This window comes from Marinobacter sp. HL-58, assembly GCF_001314605.1.
Lineage (GTDB): Bacteria > Pseudomonadota > Gammaproteobacteria > Pseudomonadales > Oleiphilaceae > Marinobacter.
The window spans coordinates 33,859-55,651 of the sequence record NZ_LIHP01000007.1; the positions used below are offsets into that span (position 1 = coordinate 33,859).

The 21,793-nt window shown below is 58.5% G+C and carries 23 protein-coding genes; 12 read left to right on the forward strand and 11 right to left on the reverse strand.

What is annotated here, in order from left to right; all coding sequences use genetic code 11:
* The first annotated feature begins 107 nt into the window (after positions 1-107).
* Positions 108-956 (forward strand): carboxylating nicotinate-nucleotide diphosphorylase, encoded by an 849-nt coding sequence (nadC, locus tag HLUCCO03_RS06335; protein ID WP_036197418.1) that lies wholly within the window; start codon positions 108-110, stop codon positions 954-956.
* 4 nt (positions 957-960) lie between these two features.
* Here the strand turns inward: nadC and HLUCCO03_RS06340 are convergent, their stop codons facing one another.
* Genes HLUCCO03_RS06340 through HLUCCO03_RS06360 form a run of 5 tightly spaced genes read right to left on the reverse strand, consistent with a single transcriptional unit; the run spans position 961 to position 4,734 of the window.
* Entirely contained in the window at positions 961-1,299 is a 339-nt protein-coding gene (locus HLUCCO03_RS06340) for a YqcC family protein (protein WP_027831677.1), read from the reverse strand.
* Positions 1,300-1,308: 9 nt separating this feature from the next.
* Positions 1,309-2,106 (reverse strand): ParA family protein, encoded by a 798-nt coding sequence (locus HLUCCO03_RS06345; protein WP_027831676.1) that lies wholly within the window; start codon positions 2,104-2,106, stop codon positions 1,309-1,311.
* A 40-nt stretch (positions 2,107-2,146) separates the two neighbouring features.
* Positions 2,147-2,845: a DnaA regulatory inactivator Hda gene (hda, locus tag HLUCCO03_RS06350; protein WP_027831675.1), complete on the reverse strand. Its 699-nt coding sequence runs from the start codon at positions 2,843-2,845 to the stop codon at positions 2,147-2,149.
* Positions 2,845-3,402: a CDP-alcohol phosphatidyltransferase family protein gene (locus HLUCCO03_RS06355; RefSeq protein WP_027831674.1), complete on the reverse strand. Its 558-nt coding sequence runs from the start codon at positions 3,400-3,402 to the stop codon at positions 2,845-2,847. The genes hda and HLUCCO03_RS06355 overlap by 1 nt, the downstream gene beginning before the upstream one ends.
* Positions 3,403-3,435: 33 nt before the next feature.
* A complete protein-coding gene (locus tag HLUCCO03_RS06360) occupies positions 3,436-4,734 on the reverse strand; it encodes a DUF2066 domain-containing protein (RefSeq protein WP_051603827.1) in 1,299 nt (432 codons plus the stop codon).
* A 222-nt stretch (positions 4,735-4,956) separates the two neighbouring features.
* Here HLUCCO03_RS06360 and purM point away from each other — a divergent pair, with 222 nt between their 5' ends.
* The 3 genes from purM to HLUCCO03_RS06375 all read left to right on the forward strand — a co-directional run bounded on the left by purM (position 4,957) and on the right by HLUCCO03_RS06375 (position 7,532).
* On the forward strand, positions 4,957-6,021 hold the full coding sequence (gene purM, locus HLUCCO03_RS06365) for a phosphoribosylformylglycinamidine cyclo-ligase (RefSeq protein WP_027831672.1): 1,065 nt from the start codon (positions 4,957-4,959) through the stop codon (positions 6,019-6,021).
* Positions 6,018-6,698 carry a phosphoribosylglycinamide formyltransferase gene (purN, locus tag HLUCCO03_RS06370; RefSeq protein ID WP_027831671.1) on the forward strand — a complete coding sequence of 227 codons (681 nt, stop codon included), beginning with the start codon at positions 6,018-6,020 and terminating at the stop codon, positions 6,696-6,698. Before purM ends, purN begins: the two co-directional genes overlap by 4 nt.
* Before the next feature lie 90 nt (positions 6,699-6,788).
* Positions 6,789-7,532, forward strand: a complete 744-nt coding sequence (locus tag HLUCCO03_RS06375; RefSeq protein ID WP_027831670.1) for a DUF3108 domain-containing protein — start codon at positions 6,789-6,791, stop codon at positions 7,530-7,532.
* 13 nt (positions 7,533-7,545) lie between these two features.
* On the opposite strand, the gene HLUCCO03_RS06380 is transcribed toward HLUCCO03_RS06375, so the two are convergent.
* From HLUCCO03_RS06380 to apbC, 4 genes are all read right to left on the reverse strand, one after another.
* Complete coding sequence (locus tag HLUCCO03_RS06380; protein WP_027831669.1) at positions 7,546-8,817, reverse strand: valine--pyruvate transaminase; 1,272 nt, start codon at positions 8,815-8,817, stop codon at positions 7,546-7,548.
* A 70-nt stretch (positions 8,818-8,887) separates the two neighbouring features.
* On the reverse strand, positions 8,888-9,487 hold the full coding sequence (locus HLUCCO03_RS06385; RefSeq protein WP_027831668.1) for a YjaG family protein: 600 nt from the start codon (positions 9,485-9,487) through the stop codon (positions 8,888-8,890).
* A 55-nt stretch (positions 9,488-9,542) separates the two neighbouring features.
* Positions 9,543-10,109 carry a dCTP deaminase gene (gene dcd, locus HLUCCO03_RS06390; RefSeq protein WP_027831667.1) on the reverse strand — a complete coding sequence of 189 codons (567 nt, stop codon included), beginning with the start codon at positions 10,107-10,109 and terminating at the stop codon, positions 9,543-9,545.
* Between the two features lie 329 nt (positions 10,110-10,438).
* Positions 10,439-11,539 carry an iron-sulfur cluster carrier protein ApbC gene (gene apbC, locus HLUCCO03_RS06395; protein WP_027831666.1) on the reverse strand — a complete coding sequence of 367 codons (1,101 nt, stop codon included), beginning with the start codon at positions 11,537-11,539 and terminating at the stop codon, positions 10,439-10,441.
* Positions 11,540-11,719: 180 nt separating this feature from the next.
* On the opposite strand from apbC, the gene metG reads away from it, so the two are divergent.
* The 8 genes from metG to nth are packed head-to-tail and all read left to right on the forward strand — an operon-like array spanning position 11,720 to position 19,976.
* Positions 11,720-13,753 (forward strand): methionine--tRNA ligase, encoded by a 2,034-nt coding sequence (gene metG, locus HLUCCO03_RS06400; RefSeq protein ID WP_027831665.1) that lies wholly within the window; start codon positions 11,720-11,722, stop codon positions 13,751-13,753.
* A 36-nt stretch (positions 13,754-13,789) separates the two neighbouring features.
* Positions 13,790-14,371 (forward strand): electron transport complex subunit RsxA, encoded by a 582-nt coding sequence (gene rsxA / locus HLUCCO03_RS06405; RefSeq protein ID WP_027831664.1) that lies wholly within the window; start codon positions 13,790-13,792, stop codon positions 14,369-14,371.
* Between the two features lie 15 nt (positions 14,372-14,386).
* Positions 14,387-14,965 (forward strand): electron transport complex subunit RsxB, encoded by a 579-nt coding sequence (rsxB, locus tag HLUCCO03_RS06410; protein WP_027831663.1) that lies wholly within the window; start codon positions 14,387-14,389, stop codon positions 14,963-14,965.
* Entirely contained in the window at positions 14,965-16,809 is a 1,845-nt protein-coding gene (rsxC, locus tag HLUCCO03_RS06415; protein ID WP_027831662.1) for an electron transport complex subunit RsxC, read from the forward strand. The genes rsxB and rsxC overlap by 1 nt, the downstream gene beginning before the upstream one ends.
* 19 nt (positions 16,810-16,828) lie before the next feature.
* Positions 16,829-17,881, forward strand: coding sequence for an electron transport complex subunit RsxD (rsxD, locus tag HLUCCO03_RS06420; protein ID WP_027831661.1), 1,053 nt, complete (start codon positions 16,829-16,831; stop codon positions 17,879-17,881).
* A 3-nt stretch (positions 17,882-17,884) separates the two neighbouring features.
* Positions 17,885-18,586, forward strand: coding sequence for an electron transport complex subunit RsxG (rsxG, locus tag HLUCCO03_RS06425; RefSeq protein WP_027831660.1), 702 nt, complete (start codon positions 17,885-17,887; stop codon positions 18,584-18,586).
* 1 nt (position 18,587) lies between these two features.
* Complete coding sequence (locus tag HLUCCO03_RS06430; protein WP_027831659.1) at positions 18,588-19,298, forward strand: electron transport complex subunit E; 711 nt, start codon at positions 18,588-18,590, stop codon at positions 19,296-19,298.
* Positions 19,299-19,334: 36 nt separating this feature from the next.
* The gene (gene nth, locus HLUCCO03_RS06435; protein ID WP_027831658.1) at positions 19,335-19,976 is read left to right on the forward strand and encodes an endonuclease III; all 642 of its coding nucleotides are present in this window, start codon (positions 19,335-19,337) and stop codon (positions 19,974-19,976) included.
* Between the two features lie 42 nt (positions 19,977-20,018).
* Here nth and HLUCCO03_RS06440 read toward each other — a convergent pair whose 3' ends face one another.
* Both HLUCCO03_RS06440 and rpoS read right to left on the reverse strand, forming a co-directional pair.
* The gene (locus HLUCCO03_RS06440; protein WP_292016638.1) at positions 20,019-20,561 is read right to left on the reverse strand and encodes a chalcone isomerase family protein; all 543 of its coding nucleotides are present in this window, start codon (positions 20,559-20,561) and stop codon (positions 20,019-20,021) included.
* A gap of 224 nt (positions 20,562-20,785) precedes the next feature.
* Positions 20,786-21,787, reverse strand: a complete 1,002-nt coding sequence (gene rpoS, locus HLUCCO03_RS06445; RefSeq protein WP_027831656.1) for an RNA polymerase sigma factor RpoS — start codon at positions 21,785-21,787, stop codon at positions 20,786-20,788.
* Between the last annotated feature and the right edge of the window lie 6 nt (positions 21,788-21,793).

The window sequence follows — 21,793 nt, forward strand, 5'->3', positions numbered from 1 at the left end:
GCATCGTGATGGACTTCTGTTTGGCGAATGCCTTGCCTGGCTTTAGAATCAGTGCCCCGACTCAAATCTGTTATCCAGACCCAGAAAACCGACCGGAACCCCGCCCTATGATCCCAGCTGAAATGCTTCGCCAGTCCCGCATCGAAACCGTCGCCCAGAGCCTGCGGGAAGATATCGGCGATGGCGACATCACTGCCATGCTGATACCGGAAGACCGGGTAAGCCGTGGGCGGGTCATTACCCGCGAAGCCGCAACGATAGCCGGGCGCGCATGGGTTGACGAGGTATTCAGACAGGTGGATCCACGGGTTACCCTGACGTGGAGCGTCAGCGACGGTGACGAAGCCGCTCCCGACCAGGTGCTGTTCATCATGGAGGGCCCGGCGCGCAGCCTGCTTACGGCCGAGCGTTCGGCACTGAACTGGTTGCAGATGCTCTCCGGGGTCGCCACCACCTGCGCCACCTACTCACGACGGGTCGCCCACACCGGGGTGCAACTGCTGGACACCCGCAAAACCCTGCCCGGCTTGCGTCTGGCCCAGAAATACGCGGTTAGCTGTGGCGGCTGCCATAACCACCGCATTGGCCTGTGGGATGCGTTTCTGATCAAGGAAAACCACATTGCAGCCTGCGGCTCCATTGCCAACGCGGTGGCAGAAGCCCGCCGGATCGCCCCCGGCCGCCCGGTGGAAGTGGAAACGGAAAACGCCGATGAACTGGAACAGGCTCTTGCCGCCGGTGCGGACATCATAATGCTTGATGAGTTTTCCCTGGACGACATGAAGAAAGCGGTTGCCCGAACTGCCGGCGCGGCGAAGCTGGAGGCCTCAGGCGGCATCAATGACGAAACATTGGTACCGGTGGCAGAGACGGGCGTGGATTACATCTCGATCGGCGCTCTGACCAAGGATGTCCGGGCGGTGGACCTGTCCATGCGGCTGGACACCGCCGGCTGACGCCTCAGGACTGGCCGGAAAGCAGACGATCCATCTCCTCCAGCTCACGGACAAGGCTGTGGCCAGGCTCGCTTCTGCCCCGGAAGTGTTCCTCGGCCATGGGAGCCATTCCCGAGACTTCAGGCAGAGGATGCCCGTTTTCGATCATCACCTTCATGCGGCTGACAAATACAAACTGGAGCCACTGGGTGAACTCCAGGGTATCCACCGCGAATGGCTTTGTGCTCTGCAGCGCATCCGCAGGGGGCGGCTCGGTTTCCCAGGCCCCTATTCGCCGTAACTCCCTTTCAATCTGCAGCAGGCTGTCCGCCACGCGGGCGATATGGTCGGACTCTCTTGCCATGGATTACCCTCAGTCGGCCAGTGGTTCCAGTTCCACCGTTTCCCCGTGCAGGACCCGGTAGAGATCTTCATACTGTTTTGTCAGCGGATGCTTGGGCGCCATGTGAATCAACGGCTGACGGCTCTGGTGAGATTCTTTCATCTTCACTGAACTGGACAGCCGCACCGGCAGCACCGGCAACCCCTCGTCCATCAGCTCTCGCACCAGTTTCTTGGGCAGGCTGGCACGGGGCTGGAACTGGTTGGCCACAATACCTTCCACCACCAGGTCTTCGTTATGGTCTTCCTGCAGCTCCTGGATTTCATGGAGAATGCTGTATAGCGCCTGCCGGGAAAAATCATCGCAATCGAAGGGAATGAGACACCGCTGGGCCGCAATCAGTGCCGAACGGGTATAGAAGTTCAGCGCCGGCGCCGTATCGATGTAGATCTCATCAAACGATTCGCCCAGTTTCTTGAGCGCTTCTCTGAGTTTGTAGATCTTGTGCTTGGCTTCCAGCTTGCGCTCAAGGAAGTCCAGCTCGGGACTGGAAGGCATGACAAACAGGTTGTCAAAGGGCGAGGCATGAACAAACTCGTCCACACGGCGATTGAAGACGGTAAATGCTACCGTCTGTTCCAGGTAATCCGCGATGGTATCTTTGAGCTCACCCGCCGGCTTACCCAGCAGATAATGGGTTGAGTTGCCCTGGGGGTCGAGATCGACGACCAGCGTGCGCTTGCCCCTGGCAGCGCTGATCGCGGCCAGGTTACAGGTAATACTGGATTTGCCAACACCACCTTTCTGATTGAACACTACTCGTCTCATGTTTTCGTTTCCCCTGACCTTTTCCCTGTAGTTGTTTGCCTTACCAGCCCATGACCGACTTCACAAACGGTATCGTCAGCCGACGCTGGGCCCGCAATGAGTTTTCGTCCAGGCGATCCAGCATTGCCAGCAGGTCTGCCAGCTTGCGCGGTGCACGCCTGAGGATAAACGCCGCAACGTCATCGCCAAGTACCAGGCCGCGCTGTTCGGCCCGGGCCATGAGAATTCTGAGCCGGTCATCATCACGATTGATACCCAGCTGAATCAACAGGCCATGACGTAATCGTGACGCCAGGTCCGGCAACAGGAACGGCAATGCGCCCGGCACCCCCGACAGGCTGACAACCATCAGGCTGCCACGATCATTAACACGATTGTACAGATGGAATACCGCTTCTTCCCAGCTTTCCTGACCGGCAATCAGATCAAGATCATCAAGACAGATCACCGACTGGTTTTCCAGCCCTGCCAGTGCATCTGGCCCGAACGGCAATAACTCCTCCACACTGACACACACGGCGCTTTGCTCACGCTGCTCGGCAAAATGGCAAACGGCCTGCAGCAGGTGACTCTTGCCCGTATCAGCGTCGCCGCAGACGGCAACAACCGGCACCGGATCCGGCTGGCCACACACCTCTTTCAGGCGAGCCGCCGCAGCCGCGTTCCTGTCCCCGTGAAAATTGTCAAAGCGGGCGTCATCACGCAGTTTGACCCCCAGCACCAGTTGTGACGCACTCACTATCTCTTGACCCTCCAGGCCCGCAGACTCCAGACGGCGATATAGTGCCCACCACTGAACAGCGCGGAAGCCGCCACCAGAATGATACCAGCGTCTATCGCCCAGGGCTGCATCGGCAGACCCGCCAGCAGAACAATGATCGCAAGGGCAACCACGATCTGGATCAGGGTATTGATTTTCCCGGGAATACTGGGCTGCAACTCAAACCTGCCAATGCCATAATGGAAAGCCAGTCCACCGCAGACAATCAGAATATCCCGCCCCAGCACCAGCCAGAAGAGCCATGGCGGCAGAACGCCGGTCAGGGTAAGCATGAGGTAAGCTGTAATCAACAGGGCCTTGTCGGCCAGAGGGTCGGCAATAGCGCCCAGGCGGGTGCGCCAGTCGAAATGACGGGCAAGAAAACCATCGAACGCATCGGTGGCCGCTGCGATAAAGAAGATCACCAGTGCAAGACGGTATTCCTTGGCCATCAGGGCGGCGGCAAACGGCGCAATCATCACGATCCGCAGAAACGTCAGGGCATTGGGAATCCAACGCCAGCGTTGCGTCATCATGACACGCCTCCCTCTCCCTGCGGCACCCGGGTGTTACTCTTCGTTTTCTGATTCAATGATCGAGGCGGGTTGCCAGCGATAATGCAGCACCTGGTAAAGCGACTCGAACGCCTGCTCTGACTCTTCCTCGTCAACCAGCAAGGGCTGATAGACAAACAGCGGGTTGGCAGATGCATTGCCATTTTCCGCACTGTCTTCCGCCAGGGCAACGCCGCCATCCGGCGCCTCTGCCGCGGGCTCATCATTACTTCCCTCCGCTACCTCTCGCTCATCGTCGGATGGAATCCGTGACACCTCCGCGTCAGACAGAGGTTCCAGGCGCGGGTCAAGGGCAATGTACTGTTTCAACTGCTCCATTTCCCCGGAAAACACAACCCGCAGCTTCAACTGGTCTTCCCGCGCCTGGGTGGCGCCAGCTTCAAGTACCGGAGACAGGTTTTTGAGCACCCCGCTCACCTCGGCATAATCCGTCAGGCTGGCTACTCCGTGCACAACAATGTCCACCTGTGGCGATTCCTCCACGTCACTACCCGCAACCGCATACCGGTCTGCAAACATTTCCGCCCAGCGCCCGATTACCCGGGCGGCCAGGTCCTCCCTGTTGTCGGCGGTCACTGACTGCTCCGTACTGTCCAGCCCCATGCCATCGAAAACCCAGCCGGCACGCCATTCGGAGCCCGAGCGGCTGACCCGCACCAGTGACATCAGGTCATGTTCGAGATCCTCGGATGCGCTCCTGACACTGGACGTAAACTGCCCCCAGATATCGGACAGCAGTTCCCGGTCCTGGCGGAAATCAGCCGGGGGCAGACTTACCGGCAACCCCCGGTCGACCGCGGCATCCTCAAAAATCTGGCGCCATTCGTCATCATCGCTACTGCCATCTTCCTCATCATCCGCATGGACAAGGGTGCGGCGACCACTGTCTTCCACTGCAATCCAGGCCAGGGTCAGCGGCCGGTTGGCGCCCCAGACCGGCGCATCAACCGATGCCAGGGCGCGGTTGACACCGACCGCGCCGAACGACATACGCAGCCGGTGCTCATCTTTGTCTGATCGCAGGAACTGATAGGACTGCAGCAGGGATTCGGCATCGTCCAGCAACGCCCCGACGCCTTCGTTGTCCAGTACGTCCCGGGTACCGGACACACGCACGAAAACCCGGCTCAGGCCATCGGCATAACCCTGTTTCAGGTCTTTCGGCTGGGAACTCTCCACCGGGACTTCTACCGAGTAAAGCCCGGTGACGGTCACCGCGGCTGCCGGGGTAGCCAGCAGCGCAAGAAGTCCGAACAACCGCACTGACCGACGGATTATCTGCGCTGCGTACATCGAGATTTTTCCTGAGTCTGGCATGAAACACCCTGCAATTCGTCTGAATGGCGCATAGGATACACCAAGCCCCATGGTGTGAGTAGCTAACCGGGATTGCAGAAAGTCAATACGACATGCTGACCACCACACGGCAGCAAACATGGCAATTGCATTTGGAGCGTCACTCCGCACCTGTTAAAATCCGGCGCCTGACCCACAGTCCAAACGGTTAAGCACACCATGAGCGAACAGAAGCCCTCCCTCACCTATCGTGACGCCGGCGTTGATATTGACGCGGGAAACGAACTCGTCAGCCGGATCAAGAATACCGCCGCACGCACACGTCGGCCTGAAGTCCTCGGCGGCCTGGGCGGCTTTGGCGCCATGGTTGCCATTCCACAGGGCTATCATGAGCCGGTACTGGTATCCGGAACAGACGGCGTGGGCACCAAGCTCCGGCTCGCCATGCAGCTGAATAAACACGACACCATTGGCATCGACCTTGTTGCAATGTGCGTCAACGATCTGGTTGTGGGCGGTGCGGAACCCCTGTTTTTCCTCGACTATTACGCCACCGGCAAACTGAACGTGGATGTGGCGGCCCAGGTGGTTGAGGGTATTGGCAGGGGTTGCGAACAGGCAGGTTGCTCCCTGGTGGGCGGAGAGACCGCCGAGATGCCCGGCATGTATGAAGGTGACGACTATGATCTTGCCGGCTTCTGCGTGGGTGTTGCCGAGCGTGCCGAGATCATTGATGGCAGCCGTGTACAGGCCGGCGATGTGTTGCTGGCGCTGGGCTCTTCCGGCCCACACTCCAATGGCTATTCACTGATCCGCAAGATCCTGGAGGTCAGTGATGCCAACCTGGGCCAGACCATTGGCGATGTCAGCCTTGCTGACGCCCTGATGGCGCCTACCCGCATCTATGTAAAGAATCTGCTGCAACTGGCCCGGGAAGTGGATGTCCGTGCGCTTTCACACATCACCGGCGGCGGCCTGCCGGAAAACATCCCCCGCGTTCTTCCCGACGGCATGGTTGCAGCCATCGATACCCAAAGCTGGACGTTGCCGCCAGTGTTCCAGTGGCTCAAGGACGCCGGTGGCGTTGCCAGTGAAGAGATGTATCGCACCTTCAACTGCGGTGTTGGCATGGTTGTCTGTGTCCCGGCCAACCAGCGTGACCTGGCAATGGATACCCTGAATGCACTGGGCGAAAAGGTCTGGCAGATCGGACTTATTGAATCGGCGGACGATCCCGCCTCATCCGCCTCTGTTCGCTACGCGCCGGGGTTGCTGTCGGCATGAAGGCAGATTCCGTTGCTGCACCTCGCATACTGGTTCTGGCCTCCGGAAGCGGAACCAACCTCCAGGCCCTGATCGACGCCAGCCGTGAACGCGATTTCCCGGGGCAGATTGTGGCCGTCGGCAGCAACCGCCCCCAGGCTTTTGCCCTGGAGCGTGCGGCCCAGGCCAATATCGACACCTTTACGGTGGATCACACCCGCTACGGGTCCCGGGAAGAATTCGACGGCGCTTTGATGGCGGAAATCCGCCGCCATAACCCGGACCTGATTGTGCTGGCCGGCTTCATGCGCATTCTCACCACGGACTTTGTCAGGGCCCTGCGCGGCACCATGCTCAATATCCACCCCTCCCTGCTACCCAAGTACACCGGGCTGAACACCCACCGGCGGGCACTGGAGGCAGGCGAAAAGGTACACGGCGTATCAATTCACTTTGTCACCGAGGAGCTGGACGGTGGCCCGGTCATTGCCCAGGCAGAAGTCAGCGTAGACCCCGACGATACCCCCGAATCACTGGCGGAAAAGGTGCAGGAGAAAGAACACCTGCTGTACCCTATTGTCGTACGATGGTTCTGCGAGGGGCGCATTCAGCTGGGCACCGACTATGTCGTATTTGATGGCCAACCCCTGAACAGGCCCCTGGTACTTCCGGCTGAAGGTACTGCAGCAAAGGCCTGAGTAAACTTATCGTCATCTCCGGAAGCAATCAGGCACGTTAGACTGTCCGCATACAGGGCACACCTGCCCATGTGCAAACGGAGAACTCCTATGCCCCTGAAAAACAGCCTCCCACTCCTGCTGTCCACTTTGCTGGCCTGGGCCCTGTCGATCAGTGCCTCCGTCTCACACGCAACAGAAGATACAGAAGAGGTTCCCCTGCATCCCATGGAGCTCAGCTACAACGCTTCCATGGACAAGGGCATCTCTCTCAACGGCAGTGCACGCCGTAGCCTGGAGGAACGGGATGACGGAACCTGGCGGTTCCGCACCGACGTGGACTCATTTATTGCAGATATTGACGAGTCACTCATCTTCCGGTGGGAAAACAATCAGGTCATCCCCCTTCGGTATCGTTACGAGCTTTCCGGTTTTCTGATCAAGGACCGAAAAGAAGCCATCGATTTTGACTGGGACAACATGGTGGTCAGCGGCCATCACGAGGGGGACCGGTTCTCGCTGGATCTGGAGGAAGGTGCAATGGACCCCATGGGCTACCAGCTGCAACTGAGCCAGGACATAAAGGCCGGCAAGCGCGAGATGGAATACCGCGTGATCGACAAGGGCCGCTATGACACTGACCGCTTTGCGGTTGTGGATGAGGAAACCCTGAATGCCAATGGCGAGGAGATCAGAACTCTCAAGGCCGAGAAAGTCCGTGACAGCGACAGCAAACGGCAATCACTGATGTGGTTCGCTCCGGACCGGGATAATGTGCTGATCAGATTCCTGCAGGTGGAGCCGGACGGCAGCGAGTACGAACTGACCCTCGATGATGCAAAGGTCAATCGCTAGTATCCCGTCTGGTTCAGGTCTGGGCTTCTGCCCAGACGGTCTTTACCTCATCAGCAATAATACGCAAGCCTTCGGCGACCCTGTCATCATCCTGTGAGTAGGTCACCCGCAGACACTCGTGGCGGTGGCGCCAGCCATCTTCCGGCAACCCCGGGAAGAAGTAGTGCCCGGACACAACCAGCACACCTCTTTGTTTCAGCCGCTGGTATAACTCAAGGCTGGTAATCGGCAGATCCGGGAACCACAACCAGAGGAACATGGCGCCCTCCGGCTTGTGGACATACCAGCGACAACTGTCCTCGCCCATGGCATCACGGAATACAGCAACCGCCCTTTCCATCTTGGCCTTGTAGAAAGGGCAAACCACATCCCGGCTCAGCGACAGGATCTCGCCGGAACGCACCAGGGGCTCCGCGAGCATGGCCCCGAAACTGCCGGTGGCCAGGTTCATGATGGCGTTAATCCCGGACAGGGCCTTGATGACCGGTTCCGCAGCGATAACAATGCCGGTGCGAACCGCCGGCAGGCCAAACTTGGACAGGCTGAGACACAGAATTACCTGCTCATTCCAGTGCGGCGTTGCGTCAACAAACAACAGGTTCGGGAAGGGAGTGCCGTAAGCCCCGTCCACGATCAGTGGAATGTTGTGCCTGCGAGCCATGGTTTCCAGCCGGGCAAGTTCTTCGTCGGTGACCACGTTCCCCGTCGGATTGGTGGGGCGGGAAACGCAAATAGCCCCGGTTTCACCGGTAACCTCAACCGCATCAAAGTCCACCCGGTACTTGAATTCGTGAGCATCGGTAAAGGAAATGTCCGGTTGCACGGCATGGAACAGACCGGGCTCGATGCCGGCATCGGCATAACCGATGTATTCCGGTGCCAGAGGCAGGAGAATGTGCTTGTGCACACCATCGCCATAGTCACCACCAAACATGTTGAACAACATGAAAAACGCAGCCTGACTGCCGTTGGTCAGGGCAATATTCTCCGGCTGCAGACCCCAGCCATACTCGCGGTTCAGCAGCTCCGCCAGCGACGCAATAAACTGCTTTTCACCCTGGGGCGGGTCATAGATCCCCACCAACCGGCGGGTATCCCCCTCGCTCCGGGCCATGTCAGCGAGAATTTCCTGAACCCGGCCCTGGATTTCAGGGATATGGCCGGGATTGCCCCCGCCCATCATGATCATGTCGTCGCCAGAGGCCAGAGCATTGCCCAGATCGTCCATCAGGGAGGTAATGCCCGCATCGGCAGTGAACTTTCGACCAAACGCAGAGAGTTTCATGGTGCTTGTCTGTACCGGTTGCAAACAGGTTGTGAATTCCAGTGTAGGACAGAGCCGGCGGGGCTGCCGGTCAGTCGCTCAGGGAGATACCGAGATTGCTTACGCCGTCGTTGGCTGCATCCTCACGGATACGCTCCACAAACTGGCTGGTGGGAGTACGCTGGCGCTTCAGGGCAAGAACCAGGTCACGCTGGAAGACCTTGTCCTCTTTCATCAGCGGGTGCTGATCCAGAAGGCGCACCAGCTCATCCTCGTCAAGCTCTTCGCCCTCGGAAAGCTCGACAAAATTCATGACCGTTGCCGTGGCCATCTGCGAGGCATCGGTTGCACGATGCTTGCCCGGGTTCAGTCGGTTAAGCAGGGCCTGCTCCAGCAGCTGGCAGAAATCAAAGGCCGGGTATACGCCATAGGCGTCGTAGGCATTCACGTCCGGCGACAGGGCTTCCAGCTTTGCCAGCAACTGGGGTATGGCTGCCTCAGACGTCTCTTTTTGCAGCATTTCCCAGCCAAGATCCAGCAACTGTCGCATTTTCGCGCCTGTTTTCAGTTCAACCGCATCCGCAAACAGGGCGTAGTTGGGGAAGGAGCGCTCCGCGAGGGCCATCAGGAAGGTGAATTCCCGCCAGCCCTGCAGTTGTGATACCGCTTTCAGAAACTGATTGGCATTCACGTTGGATCTCTCCTGAAGGTATTGCTTGCCAGGCCCCTTTTTACGGCCAGCCCGGTCATGTCCGCGGCAGGGTCACACCTGTCTGTCCGAAGTATTTTCCGCCCCGGTCTTTGTAACTGGTTTCACAGATTTCGTCAGACTCGAAGAAGAGCATCTGGGCGACGCCTTCATTTGCGTAGATTTTCGCTGGCAGGTTGGTGGTGTTGGAAAATTCCAGGGTTACCTGCCCTTCCCATTCCGGCTCCAGCGGCGTTACGTTGACGATGATGCCGCAGCGGGCGTAGGTGGATTTGCCCAGGCAGATGGTCAGCACGCTACGGGGGATACGGAAATATTCCACGGTACGGGCCAGGGCGAAGGAATTCGGCGGGATGATGCAGACGTCGCCGGTGTAGTTGACGAAGCTGTTTTCATCGAAGTTCTTCGGGTCCACGGTGGCGGAGTGGACGTTGGTGAAGATTTTGAACTCGTTGCTGCAGCGCACGTCATAGCCGTAGCTGGAGGTGCCGTAGGAGATGACCCGGCCTTTTTCGGATTCACGGACCTGATCATACTCGAAGGGTTCGATCATGCCGTGTTCCTGGGACATCCTGCGAATCCAGCGATCGGATTTGATGCTCATGGGTGGTGTCTCGTGTCCATAAAAAAGAGAGGCGGTAGTTTACCTGTTCACTTAATAACTGTCGAAGCCTTGCCGTTGAATTTCACCTTTAGCATTGGGGGCTGCAAGAACAGGCGGGGCCTTCCGAAACACGCCGTTGATACCCCTCCGGGGTCCGGCCCGCAATCACAGATTGCGGTCGTGAGTCTGTCGCATGAAGCTTCGCTTCATAAACGCTCGGACTCACCCATGTAGGCTTGAGAAAAACATCCATGTTTTTCACAGTTTCAAACCCTTCCTCTCCACAGCCGCGATCTGACAGTTTGCGTGGGCCTGTCCGTTCTCGTGGATCAGTGCTCGGTTACGGAAACACTGGAAATAGAGCCCGTCAGGTTTCTTTCTCGGGTAGACAACTCCGCGCCTACTCGCCTTGCGATGTCCTTGTAGCGTCTTGCCACTTCCGAATCCGGCTCCGCCACCACGGAGGGATTGCCGCTGTCGGTCTGTTCGCGAATGGTCATGTGCAGGGGAAGCTGGCCCAGTAGCGTGGTGCCGTACTCTTCGGCGATGCGTTCCCCGCCGCCGTGGCCGAAGAGGGGTTCTTCGTGACCGCAGTTGCTGCAGATGTGGACGCTCATGTTTTCCACCACGCCCAGTACCGGGATTTCCACCTTGCGGAACATTTCAATGCCTTTCTTGCCGTCCAGCAGGGCGATGTCCTGGGGGGTAGTCACGATGACGGCACCGGTCACCGGCACTTTCTGGGCGATGGTGAGCTGGATGTCGCCGGTGCCCGGGGGCATGTCGAGGATGAGGTAGTCCAGTTCGTTCCACAGGGTCTGTTGCAGCAGTTGCATGACGGCGCCGCTGACCATGGGGCCGCGCCAGACCATGGGGGTTTTGTCGGTGACCACGAAGGCCATGGAATTGGCCTGCAGGCCGTGGGCTTCCATGGGGACGAAGTATTTGTTTTCCCGGGTCTCCGGGCGCTTGCCTTCGGGTACGCCCAGCATCATGCCGATGCTGGGGCCGTAGATGTCGGCGTCGAGGATGCCGACGCGGGCGCCTTCAGCGTGCAGGGCCAGGGCCAGGTTGACGGCGGTGGTGGATTTGCCCACGCCACCCTTGCCGGAGGCAACGGCAATGATGTTTTTCACCCCGGGGACGGACTGGATGTCTTTCTGGCCCTTGTGGGAGTGGATGCGCTGGCCCACGTGGACATCCACGCTTTCAACACCATCCACGTCATCCAGGGCGTTGGTCAGCAGTTCTTTCAGGGCGCCGGCGATGCCCTTGGACGGATAAGGCAACTCAATCATGGCGGTGACTTTTCCGCCGTCATCCGTCGTGAGGGATTTCACCGCGCCAAGTTCGTAAAGATCCTTGCCCAGGTAGGGGTCGCGGTACTGTCGTACGGCGGTTTCCAGTGCTTGCTGTGAAATCTGTGTCATCGGGATCTCCGGAAGTACGTCCTGCGCATTTATTGGCGCTGAAACAGGTGTTTCGGGTGAAAATTATCTGCTCGGAAGGTATCATTTGTGCCCGTTTCTGGCCATAAGCGCTCTTTACCTGTCGCAAGGCCTGCAAATACAGACGCCCAAATCCTGACGAATGAAGGTTCGGACCCAAACATGACGCAAGCGAGTTCAAAGCAACAGCGCGATATCCTGGTCACCAGCGCCCTGCCCTATGCCAATGGCCCCATCCACCTGGGTCATCTGCTGGAATACATTCAGACTGATATCTGGGTGCGCTACCAGAAAATGCGTGGCCAGAACTGCTACTACGTCTGTGCGGACGATGCCCATGGTACCGCTATTATGCTCCGTGCCGAGCGTGAAGGCATCTCTTCCGAAAACCTGATCGACCGCATCCGGGATGAGCACCAGCAGGATTTTGGTGGCTTTCACATTGAGTTTGATAACTACTACACCACCCATTCCGAGGAAAACCGCCAGTTTTCGGAATACATCTACCGCCAGTTGCAGGAAAACGGGCACATCGCCACCCGCAAGATCACGCAGTCCTACGACCCCGAGAAGCAGATGTTCCTGGCGGACCGGTTCATCAAGGGCACCTGCCCCAAGTGCAAGGCAGAGGACCAGTACGGCGACAACTGCGAGGCCTGTGGTGCCACCTATACCCCGGCGGAGCTGATCAACCCCCGCTCTGCAGTTTCCGGCGCCACGCCCGTGGAGAAGGAGTCCGAGCACTATTTCTTCCGTCTGCCGGAGTTTGCGGACTTCCTCGCCAAATGGACCCGCAGTGGCACCCTGCAGCCCCAGGTGGCCAACAAACTGGCGGAATGGCTCGACGCCGGCCTGCAGGAATGGGACATCAGCCGCGATGCACCCTACTTCGGGTTCGAGATTCCGGACGCCCCGGGCAAGTATTTCTATGTCTGGCTCGACGCCCCAATCGGTTACCTGGCCAGCTTCAAGAACCTGTGCAACCGGGAAGGCATTGATTTCGAGCACTTCTGGAAGGCGGATTCGACCGCCGAGGTATACCACTTCATCGGCAAGGACATCATCAACTTCCACGCCCTGTTCTGGCCGTCCATGCTCCACAGTGCCGGCTTCCGCACTCCCACTGCGGTCTGGGCCCATGGATTCGTCACGGTCAACGGCAAGAAGATGTCCAAGTCCCGCGGCACCTTTATCATGGCCCGCACCTACCTGGACCACCTGAATCCGGAGTACCTGCGCTACTACTTCGCCGCCAAGCTCACCGGCAGCGTCGATGACATGGACCTCAACCTGGAGGACTTCGCCGCCCGCGTGAATTCCGATCTGGTCGGCAAGGTGGTGAATATTGCCAGCCGCAGCGCCGGATTTATTACCAAGCGCTTTGATGGCCAGCTCGGTACCGTAACCGAACACGGCAAACTGAAAGAGTTTATTGATGCCGGCAAAGAGATCGAGGAATTCTACGAGGCCCGGGAGTTTGGCCGGGCCATGCGCCGCATCATGGAACTGGCGGATATCGCCAACCAGTATGTGAACGACGAGCAGCCCTGGGTGATCGCCAAGCAGGAAGGCCAGGATGACAACCTGCAGGCCATCTGTACCAATGCTATCAACATGTTCCACCTGCTGATGACCTACCTGGCTCCGGTGCTGCCGGAAACCGCCAGGGCCTCCGAGGCATTCCTGAACGCCCCGCTGGACTGGAACAAGCGGGAGCAGCGCCTTGAGAACCACGGCATCAACAAGTTCAAGCCGCTGATGAACCGCGTCGACATGGCACAGATCGAGAAAATGCTGGATGCCTCAAAGGAAGAACTGCCTGCAGCGACCGGCCAGAAGGCACCTGAAGCCAATCTTGAGCCCATCGCAGATGAGATAGAATTCGGGGACTTCGCGAAAGTGGACCTCCGGGTCGTCAAGATAGTCAGGGCGGAACACGTGGAGGGCGCGGACAAGCTTCTTCGTCTCACTCTTGATGTGGGGCATGGCGAGCGCAACGTGTTTGCTGGTATCAAGTCCGCCTACAGGCCGGAAGATCTTGAGGGGCGGCTGACCGTGATGGTTGCCAATCTCAAGCCACGAAAGATGAAGTTCGGAATGTCCGAAGGCATGGTCCTGGCTGCAGGGCCCGGCGGAAAAGATATTTTCATCCTGTCTCCGGATTCGGGCGCCACTCCCGGCATGCGTATTATGTAACCAAGCGGGGTTCCAGCTAGTGACGGAGCGGGTCTGATGACTGAGTATCTGCTGATCCTGGTCAGCACCATACTGGTGAACAACTTTGTACTGGTCCAGTTCCTGGGCCTGTGCCCCTTCATGGGCGTTTCCGGGAAACTGGAAACCGCCATGGGTATGTCGCTGGCCACCACCTTTGTGCTTACCCTCGCTTCGGTGTGCAGCTACCTGGCCTATACCTATCTGCTGGAGCCTCTCGACCTGGCATTTTTACGGACCATTACCTTTATTCTGGTCATAGCGGTGGTGGTTCAGTTCACGGAAATGGTGGTTCGCAAAACCAGCCCCCTGCTCTATCGGGTCCTGGGCATTTTCCTGCCACTGATCACCACCAATTGTGCCGTGCTGGGGGTGGCTCTGCTCAACATCAACAAAAACAATAATTTCGTTGAATCTGTTCTGTACGGTTTTGGCGCTGCGGCCGGGTTCTCTCTGGTACTGGTACTGTTCGCTGCCATGCGCGAGCGAATTGCCGTGGCCGATGTCCCGGTTGCCTTCCGTGGCGCCGCCATCGGCATGGTGACCGCAGGGTTGATGTCACTGGCTTTTCTGGGCTTCACCGGCCTGGTCAGCGTCTGACGGAGCATATTTGTTATGTGGACGAGCATTCTGATTGCCGTGGTGGTTCTGCTCGCATTGGCGGTCGTCTTCGGCGGCCTGCTGGGCTTTGCGGCCGAACGCTTCCGGGTTGAAGGCAATCCGCTGGTGGACCAGATTGACTCTCTGCTTCCGCAGACCCAGTGCGGTCAATGCGGCTATCCTGGCTGTCGCCCCTATGCGGAATCCATTGCCAATGGCGGCCCCATCAACAAGTGCCCTCCCGGTGGCGAAACCACCATCAAGGCACTGGCGGACCTGCTCGATGTGGAGCCCGAACCGCTGGATGCGGAACACGGTGTGGAACAGGCAAAGCGCGTCGCGGTTATCCGTGAAGATGAGTGTATCGGCTGCACCAAGTGCATCCAGGCATGTCCGGTGGATGCCATTCTCGGCGCCGCCAAACACATGCATACCGTCATCGAGAGTGAGTGCACCGGCTGTGATCTTTGCGTTGAACCCTGCCCGGTGGACTGTATCGACATGGTAACGCTTGAGCCCGACATCCGCTCGTGGACCTGGACACCCCCGACATCAGGCGTCATCGCCACCGACCGTCAGGGAGCTGGCGTCTGATGACTCAACTCTGGAGCTTTCCCGGCGGCATTCACCCTGCTGAAAACAAACATATTTCCACCGCACGCCCTATTGCCGGGGCGGGGCTTCCGGAGTTGCTGGTGTTACCGTTACAGCAGCATATTGGCGAGCCTGCAGAGCCCTGTGTGGATATTGGTGAGCGGGTACTGAAAGGCCAGAAGATTGCCGATGTGACCGGCGGCATGGGTGTACCTGTCCACGCCCCGACCTCCGGCACCATCGAATCCATCAGTCTGCAGCCGGTTCCCCACCCCTCCGGCATGAGCGACCTGTGCATCACCCTGCGGCCGGACGGCCAGGATCAGTGGACGGCACTCCGCCCGATTGACAACTATCGCGACCTGGACCGGGAAACGATTCTGGATCTGATCCGCGACGCGGGCATTTCCGGTATGGGCGGTGCGGGCTTTCCCACCAACATCAAGTTGCGCCCGCCAAAAGACAGAAAAGTGGACACGCTGATCCTGAACGGCGCCGAATGCGAACCCTATATTACCGCCGACGACATGTCGATGCGGGAGAGGGCCGACGAGATCCTTGCCGGATTGCGGATCATGGCCTGGATTCTGCGCCCGGAGCGGTGCGTTATCGCTATTGAGGACAACAAGCCGGAAGCCATTGCCGCTATCAGGAAGGCGGCCGAGGGCACCCAGACCGAGGTTACGGTTATTCCCACCAGATACCCGTCCGGCGGCGAAAAGCAGCTGATACAGATCCTTACAGGCATGGAGGTCCCCAGCGGCGGTATCCCGGCGGATATCGGCGTCATGTGCCAGAATGTGGGCACGGCGATGGCGGTATCCGCCGCCATTTTCCGGGGTGAGCCACTGATCTCCCGCGTTACCACTGTGACCGGTCAGGCAGTCACCAATCCCGGTAATTTCGACGTGTTGATCGGCACTCCCATTGAATACCTGCTGACCCGGGCGGGCCTGGACAACGGTGCACTGCACCGGCTGGTACTTGGTGGCCCGATGATGGGGTACACCCTGGAAACGCCCGCGGTGCCGGTGGTAAAAACCACCAACTGCGTGATTGCCGCCACGGCAGAAGAATTGCCCGACCCGGCGCCGGAACAACCCTGTATCCGATGTGGCGCATGCGCCGAAGCCTGCCCCATGGAACTGCTGCCACAGCAGCTGTTCTGGTATTCCAGGGCCGGAGAGCTGGACAAGGCCGAGCACCTGAACCTGTTCGACTGCATCGAGTGTGGCATCTGTTCTTATGTCTGCCCCAGCGCCATCCCCCTGGTGCAGTATTACCGTGCTGCCAAAGGCGAGATCCGGGTGCAACAGGCCGAGCAGCTGAAAGCTGACCGAGCCCGTGAACGCTTTGAGGCCCGCCAGGCAAGGCTCGAGCGCGAACAACAGGAGAAAGAGCAGCGACGCAAGGAACGGGCAAAGGCTGCGGCAGAGGCACAGGCGAAGAAACAGGCGGAAGCCGAAGAAGCTGAAAAGTCGGAAGCCCGGGGCAAGCCCGCCAACGACCGCGCTGCCCGGGCGGCACAGGTTCAGGAAGCTCTGGCTCGCAAGAAGGCGAAAACCCGAGAGCCCGCAACGGTCGACAGCAAAAACGCTGAACAACCGGCAAGCGAACCGGCGCCGGGTCTTGAAGCACTGGAAAAGCAGCTCAGCCAGGCCACCGCAAAGCTCAATACCATGCAAAGCATGCTGGATGACGCCAAAGCCGAGAATGCAGACAACGTTGAAAAACTGGAGCGGGCGGTCAGCAAGAATCACGACCGGGTGAAACGGGCGGAAGAGGCCCTGGCGGAAGCCCGCCGGTCCGTCGAGTCCGCCGAAGCACATACGACTGACTCATGATAAACAGGCCCGAACGCTAATGGCACTTGCTCAACAGTCCTCTCCCCATGCCCGTAAAGCCCGCTCCACCGCCCAGGTGATGCAATGGGTGATCCTGGCCGCCCTGCCGGGGCTGCTGGCCCAGACCTTGTTTTTCGGCTGGGGCAACCTGATCAACGTGGTCTGGTGCATTGCCCTGGCACTGGCCGCAGAGGCCGCCATCCTCAAGATTCGCAAGCGCCCGGCCGCCTTCTTCCTGAAAGACAATACCGCAGCGGTGACAGGGCTCCTGCTGGGCCTTTCCCTGCCACAGTTTGCCCCCTGGTGGGTGTCCGCCGTAGCGGTTATTGCCGCCATCGTCATGGCCAAGCAGCTCTATGGCGGTCTGGGTTCCAATCCTTTCAATCCCGCCATGGTGGGCTATGCCCTGGTACTGATTTCCTTTCCGGTGGCCATGACCACAAACTGGGCCCAGCCGGGCCTGTTGTGGGAGACCGCGCCCGGGTTCGGAGAAACCCTGGGTATGATCGCCTCCGGCCAGCAAACGGCGGTGGATGCCTTCACCATGGCCACGCCACTGGATGAATACAAACACAAGATCGCCACCCATACGGCAGCAGAAGTGCTTGAACACCCCACCTTCGGAGAGGGCATTGCCCGCGGATGGGAGTGGGTGAATGCGGCATTCCTGGCCGGTGGCCTGCTGCTCATCGGCCTGAAAATCATCACCTGGCACATCCCCGTCAGCATGCTTGCCGGCCTGGCTCTCATGAGCCTTGCCTTTGGCAGCAATGCTGACCTGTATGCACCGCTGTCCCTTCACCTGCTGGCGGGCGGTACCATGCTGGGCGCTTTTTTCATTGCCACAGACCCGGTATCTGCTGCCTCCAGCCATCAGGGCAAACTGATTTATGGTGCCTGTATCGGTGTGCTTATCTACCTGATCCGCACCTGGGGCGCCTACCCGGATGCCGTGGCCTTCAGTGTGCTGCTGATGAACTTTGCCGTGCCGTTCATCGATCACTACACGCCACCGCGCACCTATGGGCACCACAAGCCCAGGCGTGGCATTCCCGGCAAGGATCAGGGGTAAGTCATGTCCGCACTCGCACAGTCCATCCGTCGCAATGCCGTTGGCCTCGGGCTCTTTGCCATAATTACCGGCGGGACCATTGCAGTAACCCAGGTCATGACCGCCGAACGCATACAGGAACAGGCCGCACGGGCGGAAGCAAAAGCCCTGTTCGAGATCATTCCCGAGAGCCGGCATGACAACAACCTGCTGACTGATACTGTTGAGCTTCCCGCCGACGAAAGGCTGAATTCCGGAGAACCGGTTACCGTCTGGGTCGCCCGTCGCGGCGGCAGGCCAGCGGGCCTGATCATGCCGGTTGTGGCACCGGATGGGTACTCCGGTGATATTCACCTGCTCGTAGGCATCGATCCGGGGGGTGAAGTTCTGGGTGTGCGGGTAACCAGTCACCGGGAAACCCCCGGGCTGGGAGACCGCATAGAAACCAGGAAATCCGACTGGATTCACTCGTTCACCGGCCGTTCAATCGGGAATCCGGAACCCAGGCGCTGGAACGTCAAGAAAAACGGCGGCGTTTTTGATCAGTTTACCGGAGCCACCATTACGCCAAGGGCCGTGGTAAAGGCGGTGCAGAAATCCCTGATCTATTTCCGAAAACACCGGAAGGAAATTCGCGACCTTCTGAATGAACCGGCTTCACCGCGACGGGAACCAATGACACCGGAAGAGATTGCCGGCCAGTCAACAGAACGGGAGCACTCGTAACATGGCGACCAAATCCAGTTCAGAAATCATCCGCGAGGGTCTGTGGACCAACAACCCGGCACTGGTTCAGGTACTGGGGCTGTGCCCACTGCTGGCAGTCACCAGCACCGTGGTAAACGCAATCGGTCTGGGGCTGGCTACCCTGATGGTACTGATCGGTTCGAACCTGGCGGTGTCGCTGATCCGCAACTTCGTTAGCGATTCCGTGCGCCTGCCCGCCTTCGTGATGATCATTGCCTCTTTTGTAACCTGCGCGGAACTGCTGATGCAGGCCTACACCTACGAGCTTTACCAGATTCTGGGCATTTTTATCCCGCTGATCGTAACCAACTGCGCCATTCTTGGCCGCGCTGATGCCTTTGCCTCCAGGAACCCTCCCCTGCCTGCGCTACTGGACGGTGCGATGATGGGCATCGGGTTTCTGGCGGTACTGATTGTCCTCGGCGCCATGCGTGAACTTATTGGCCAGGGCACCCTGTTTGTCGACATGGATCTGCTGCTGGGCCCGATGGCCGCGGACTGGAGCATCCGGCCGCTGGAGCAGTATCCGGATGTACTGTTCATGGTGCTGCCACCGGGGGCCTTTATAGGGCTGGGACTGCTCATTGCTCTCAAGAACGGCATAGATAACCATATCAAGGCCCGTCGCAAAGCCACCGAACCGGTGGTGGCTGGCAGCAAGCGAGTGCGGGTAACCGGCCATGTTTCCTGAGAACCCTGTGACCATTTTTCAGTCAGCGGATTAACCATGAACAAGGAAAAACGTACCGAAATCTTTACCCGCCTGCGGGACGCGAATCCGACACCAACAACGGAATTGAACTACTCCAGCCCGTTTGAACTGCTGATTGCGGTGATACTGTCAGCCCAGGCCACGGATGTGGGAGTGAACAAGGCAACCTCGAAGCTCTTTCCGGTCGCCAATACTCCTGAGAAGATCCTGGCCCTGGGGGTGGATGGGCTCAAGGAGTACATCAAGACCATCGGGCTTTACAACAGCAAGGCCGAAAATGTCATCAAAACCTGCCGGGCCCTGATCGAGAAGCATGGAGGCGAGGTTCCCGATAACCGGGAGGCACTGGAAGCATTGCCCGGGGTGGGACGGAAAACCGCCAACGTGGTTCTCAACACCGCTTTCGGGCAACCGGCAATGGCGGTGGATACGCACATTTTCCGGGTTTCAAACCGTACCGGCATTGCCCCGGGCAAGAACGTACTCGAGGTGGAAAAAAGACTGATGCGGCTGGTTCCGAAAGAGTTTCTTCTGGATGCCCATCACTGGCTGATCCTGCACGGACGCTATACCTGCACGGCACGAAAGCCCAGGTGCGGGGCCTGTATCATTGAAGATCTGTGTGAGTTCAAAGAGAAACGGAACTATATGGACTGACACCGGCCCGGGATCAGCCGGAACCGGTGCCTTGCCGGGTGCTTACCGCTCGCCCAGCATTTTCTCTTTCAGGTCTTTCTGGGCGGGTTCATCAGACAGCCAGATACCAAACAATGCCTTCTTGAACTCCAGGTCTCCAATCGTGCCGCGCTCGTCTCCGTTTTTCAGGACACGTACGCCTTCACCGGGCAGATAAACCAGATCGAACACGTCGCCATCCTTGATCTCCTCGGAAAACACATCGAGGAAGGTATCGACATCGTCCTGGATTGCAGAAAGATCGCCGCCCGTGGAGCTTTCAAACCCTTCCATGGTGGCGGATTTCATCTTGTCGCTGGTGATCATCCCGGAGATGATGTGAAGAGTAATGGCCTGGGGCTCATCAGCATTGATAATGGCCTGGCCATCGTCAATGGTTTCCGGCACGTACAGGCCGCCGATGTACAGATCCATGAACCATTTGGAGCGGGTACCCGCACCATTGAGCTTGAGCTCGGTATCCATCGCCGAGTAAGTATCCGGCAGATCCACACCCTCCACCGTCAGTGCGGAAGCCGGGGCTGACAGCGCTGCTGTCAGTAGCATTGAGGCAAATCCTGTTGATAGGGCCTTTTTCATCGTCCTTTCCTCATAAGTCATTATTATTGAATGTCTTGTTAACATGTTACCGAAGTTCGACACCCTGATCCCACCACGGTGGACAAAGTTTAACAGGGAGCGAAAGGACGCTTACGCGGGCTGGTTCTCATTTGGCGATGCAAAAAAAACCGGCCCGCTGCAAACGGGCCGGTTTTTAGGTACTACGCCTGTTATTTGAACAACATGGTTCCGGACAGTCCCTCTTTTTCCAGGATCTCGCGGAGACGACGAAGCGCTTCCACCTGGATCTGGCGGACACGCTCCCGGGTGAGGCCGATTTCCTGGCCCACTTCCTCAAGAGTACTGATGGGATAACCCCGCAAGCCAAACCGACGGGACAGGACTTCCTGCTGCTTGTCGCTGAGCTGGTCAATCCACTTCTCGACGCAGGAACACATGTTGTTGTCCTGCAGCAGGTCAGCCGGGTCTGATGCCCCTTCGTCCGCAACGGTATCGAGAAGCGACTTTTCGCCACCGCTGCCGATGGGGGTATCCATGGAGGCAACACGTTCGTTCAGCCCCAGCATCCGTTTGACGTCAGACACGGGCTTGTCCACCATCTTTGCGATCTCTTCCGCAGACGGTTCGTGGTCAAGCTTCTGGGTCAGCTCCCTGGCGGCGCGCAGGTACAGGTTCAGTTCCTTGACCACATGGATGGGAAGACGGATGGTGCGGGTCTGGTTCATGATGGCCCGCTCTATGGTCTGGCGAATCCACCAGGTGGCGTAGGTGGAGAAGCGGAAACCACGTTCCGGATCAAACTTCTCCACCGCCCGGATCAGGCCCAGATTGCCTTCCTCAATGAGGTCCAGCAGAGTCAGACCCCGGTTTACATAACGCCGCGCAATCTTGACCACCAGGCGCAGGTTACTCTCAATCATGCGCTTTCGGCCGGATTCTTCGCCTTTGCGGGCAAGCCGTGAAAAATAGACTTCCTCTTCAGGGGTCAGGAGGGGAGAAAATCCAATTTCGTTGAGGTAGAGCTGAGTGGCGTCCAGCTGTTTCTGACTGGTGAAATAACGGCCCTGGGCCGGAATGTCATCTTCTGTTTCAACCGCCTCGACTTCCGCGGTCTCTTTTTCATCTACTTTGTCTTCTGCTAACAACTGCTCGTCTGCATCCTCGACGTCGGATACACGATCGATGATGAGTTCTTCATGATCTGCTGACATAACTCT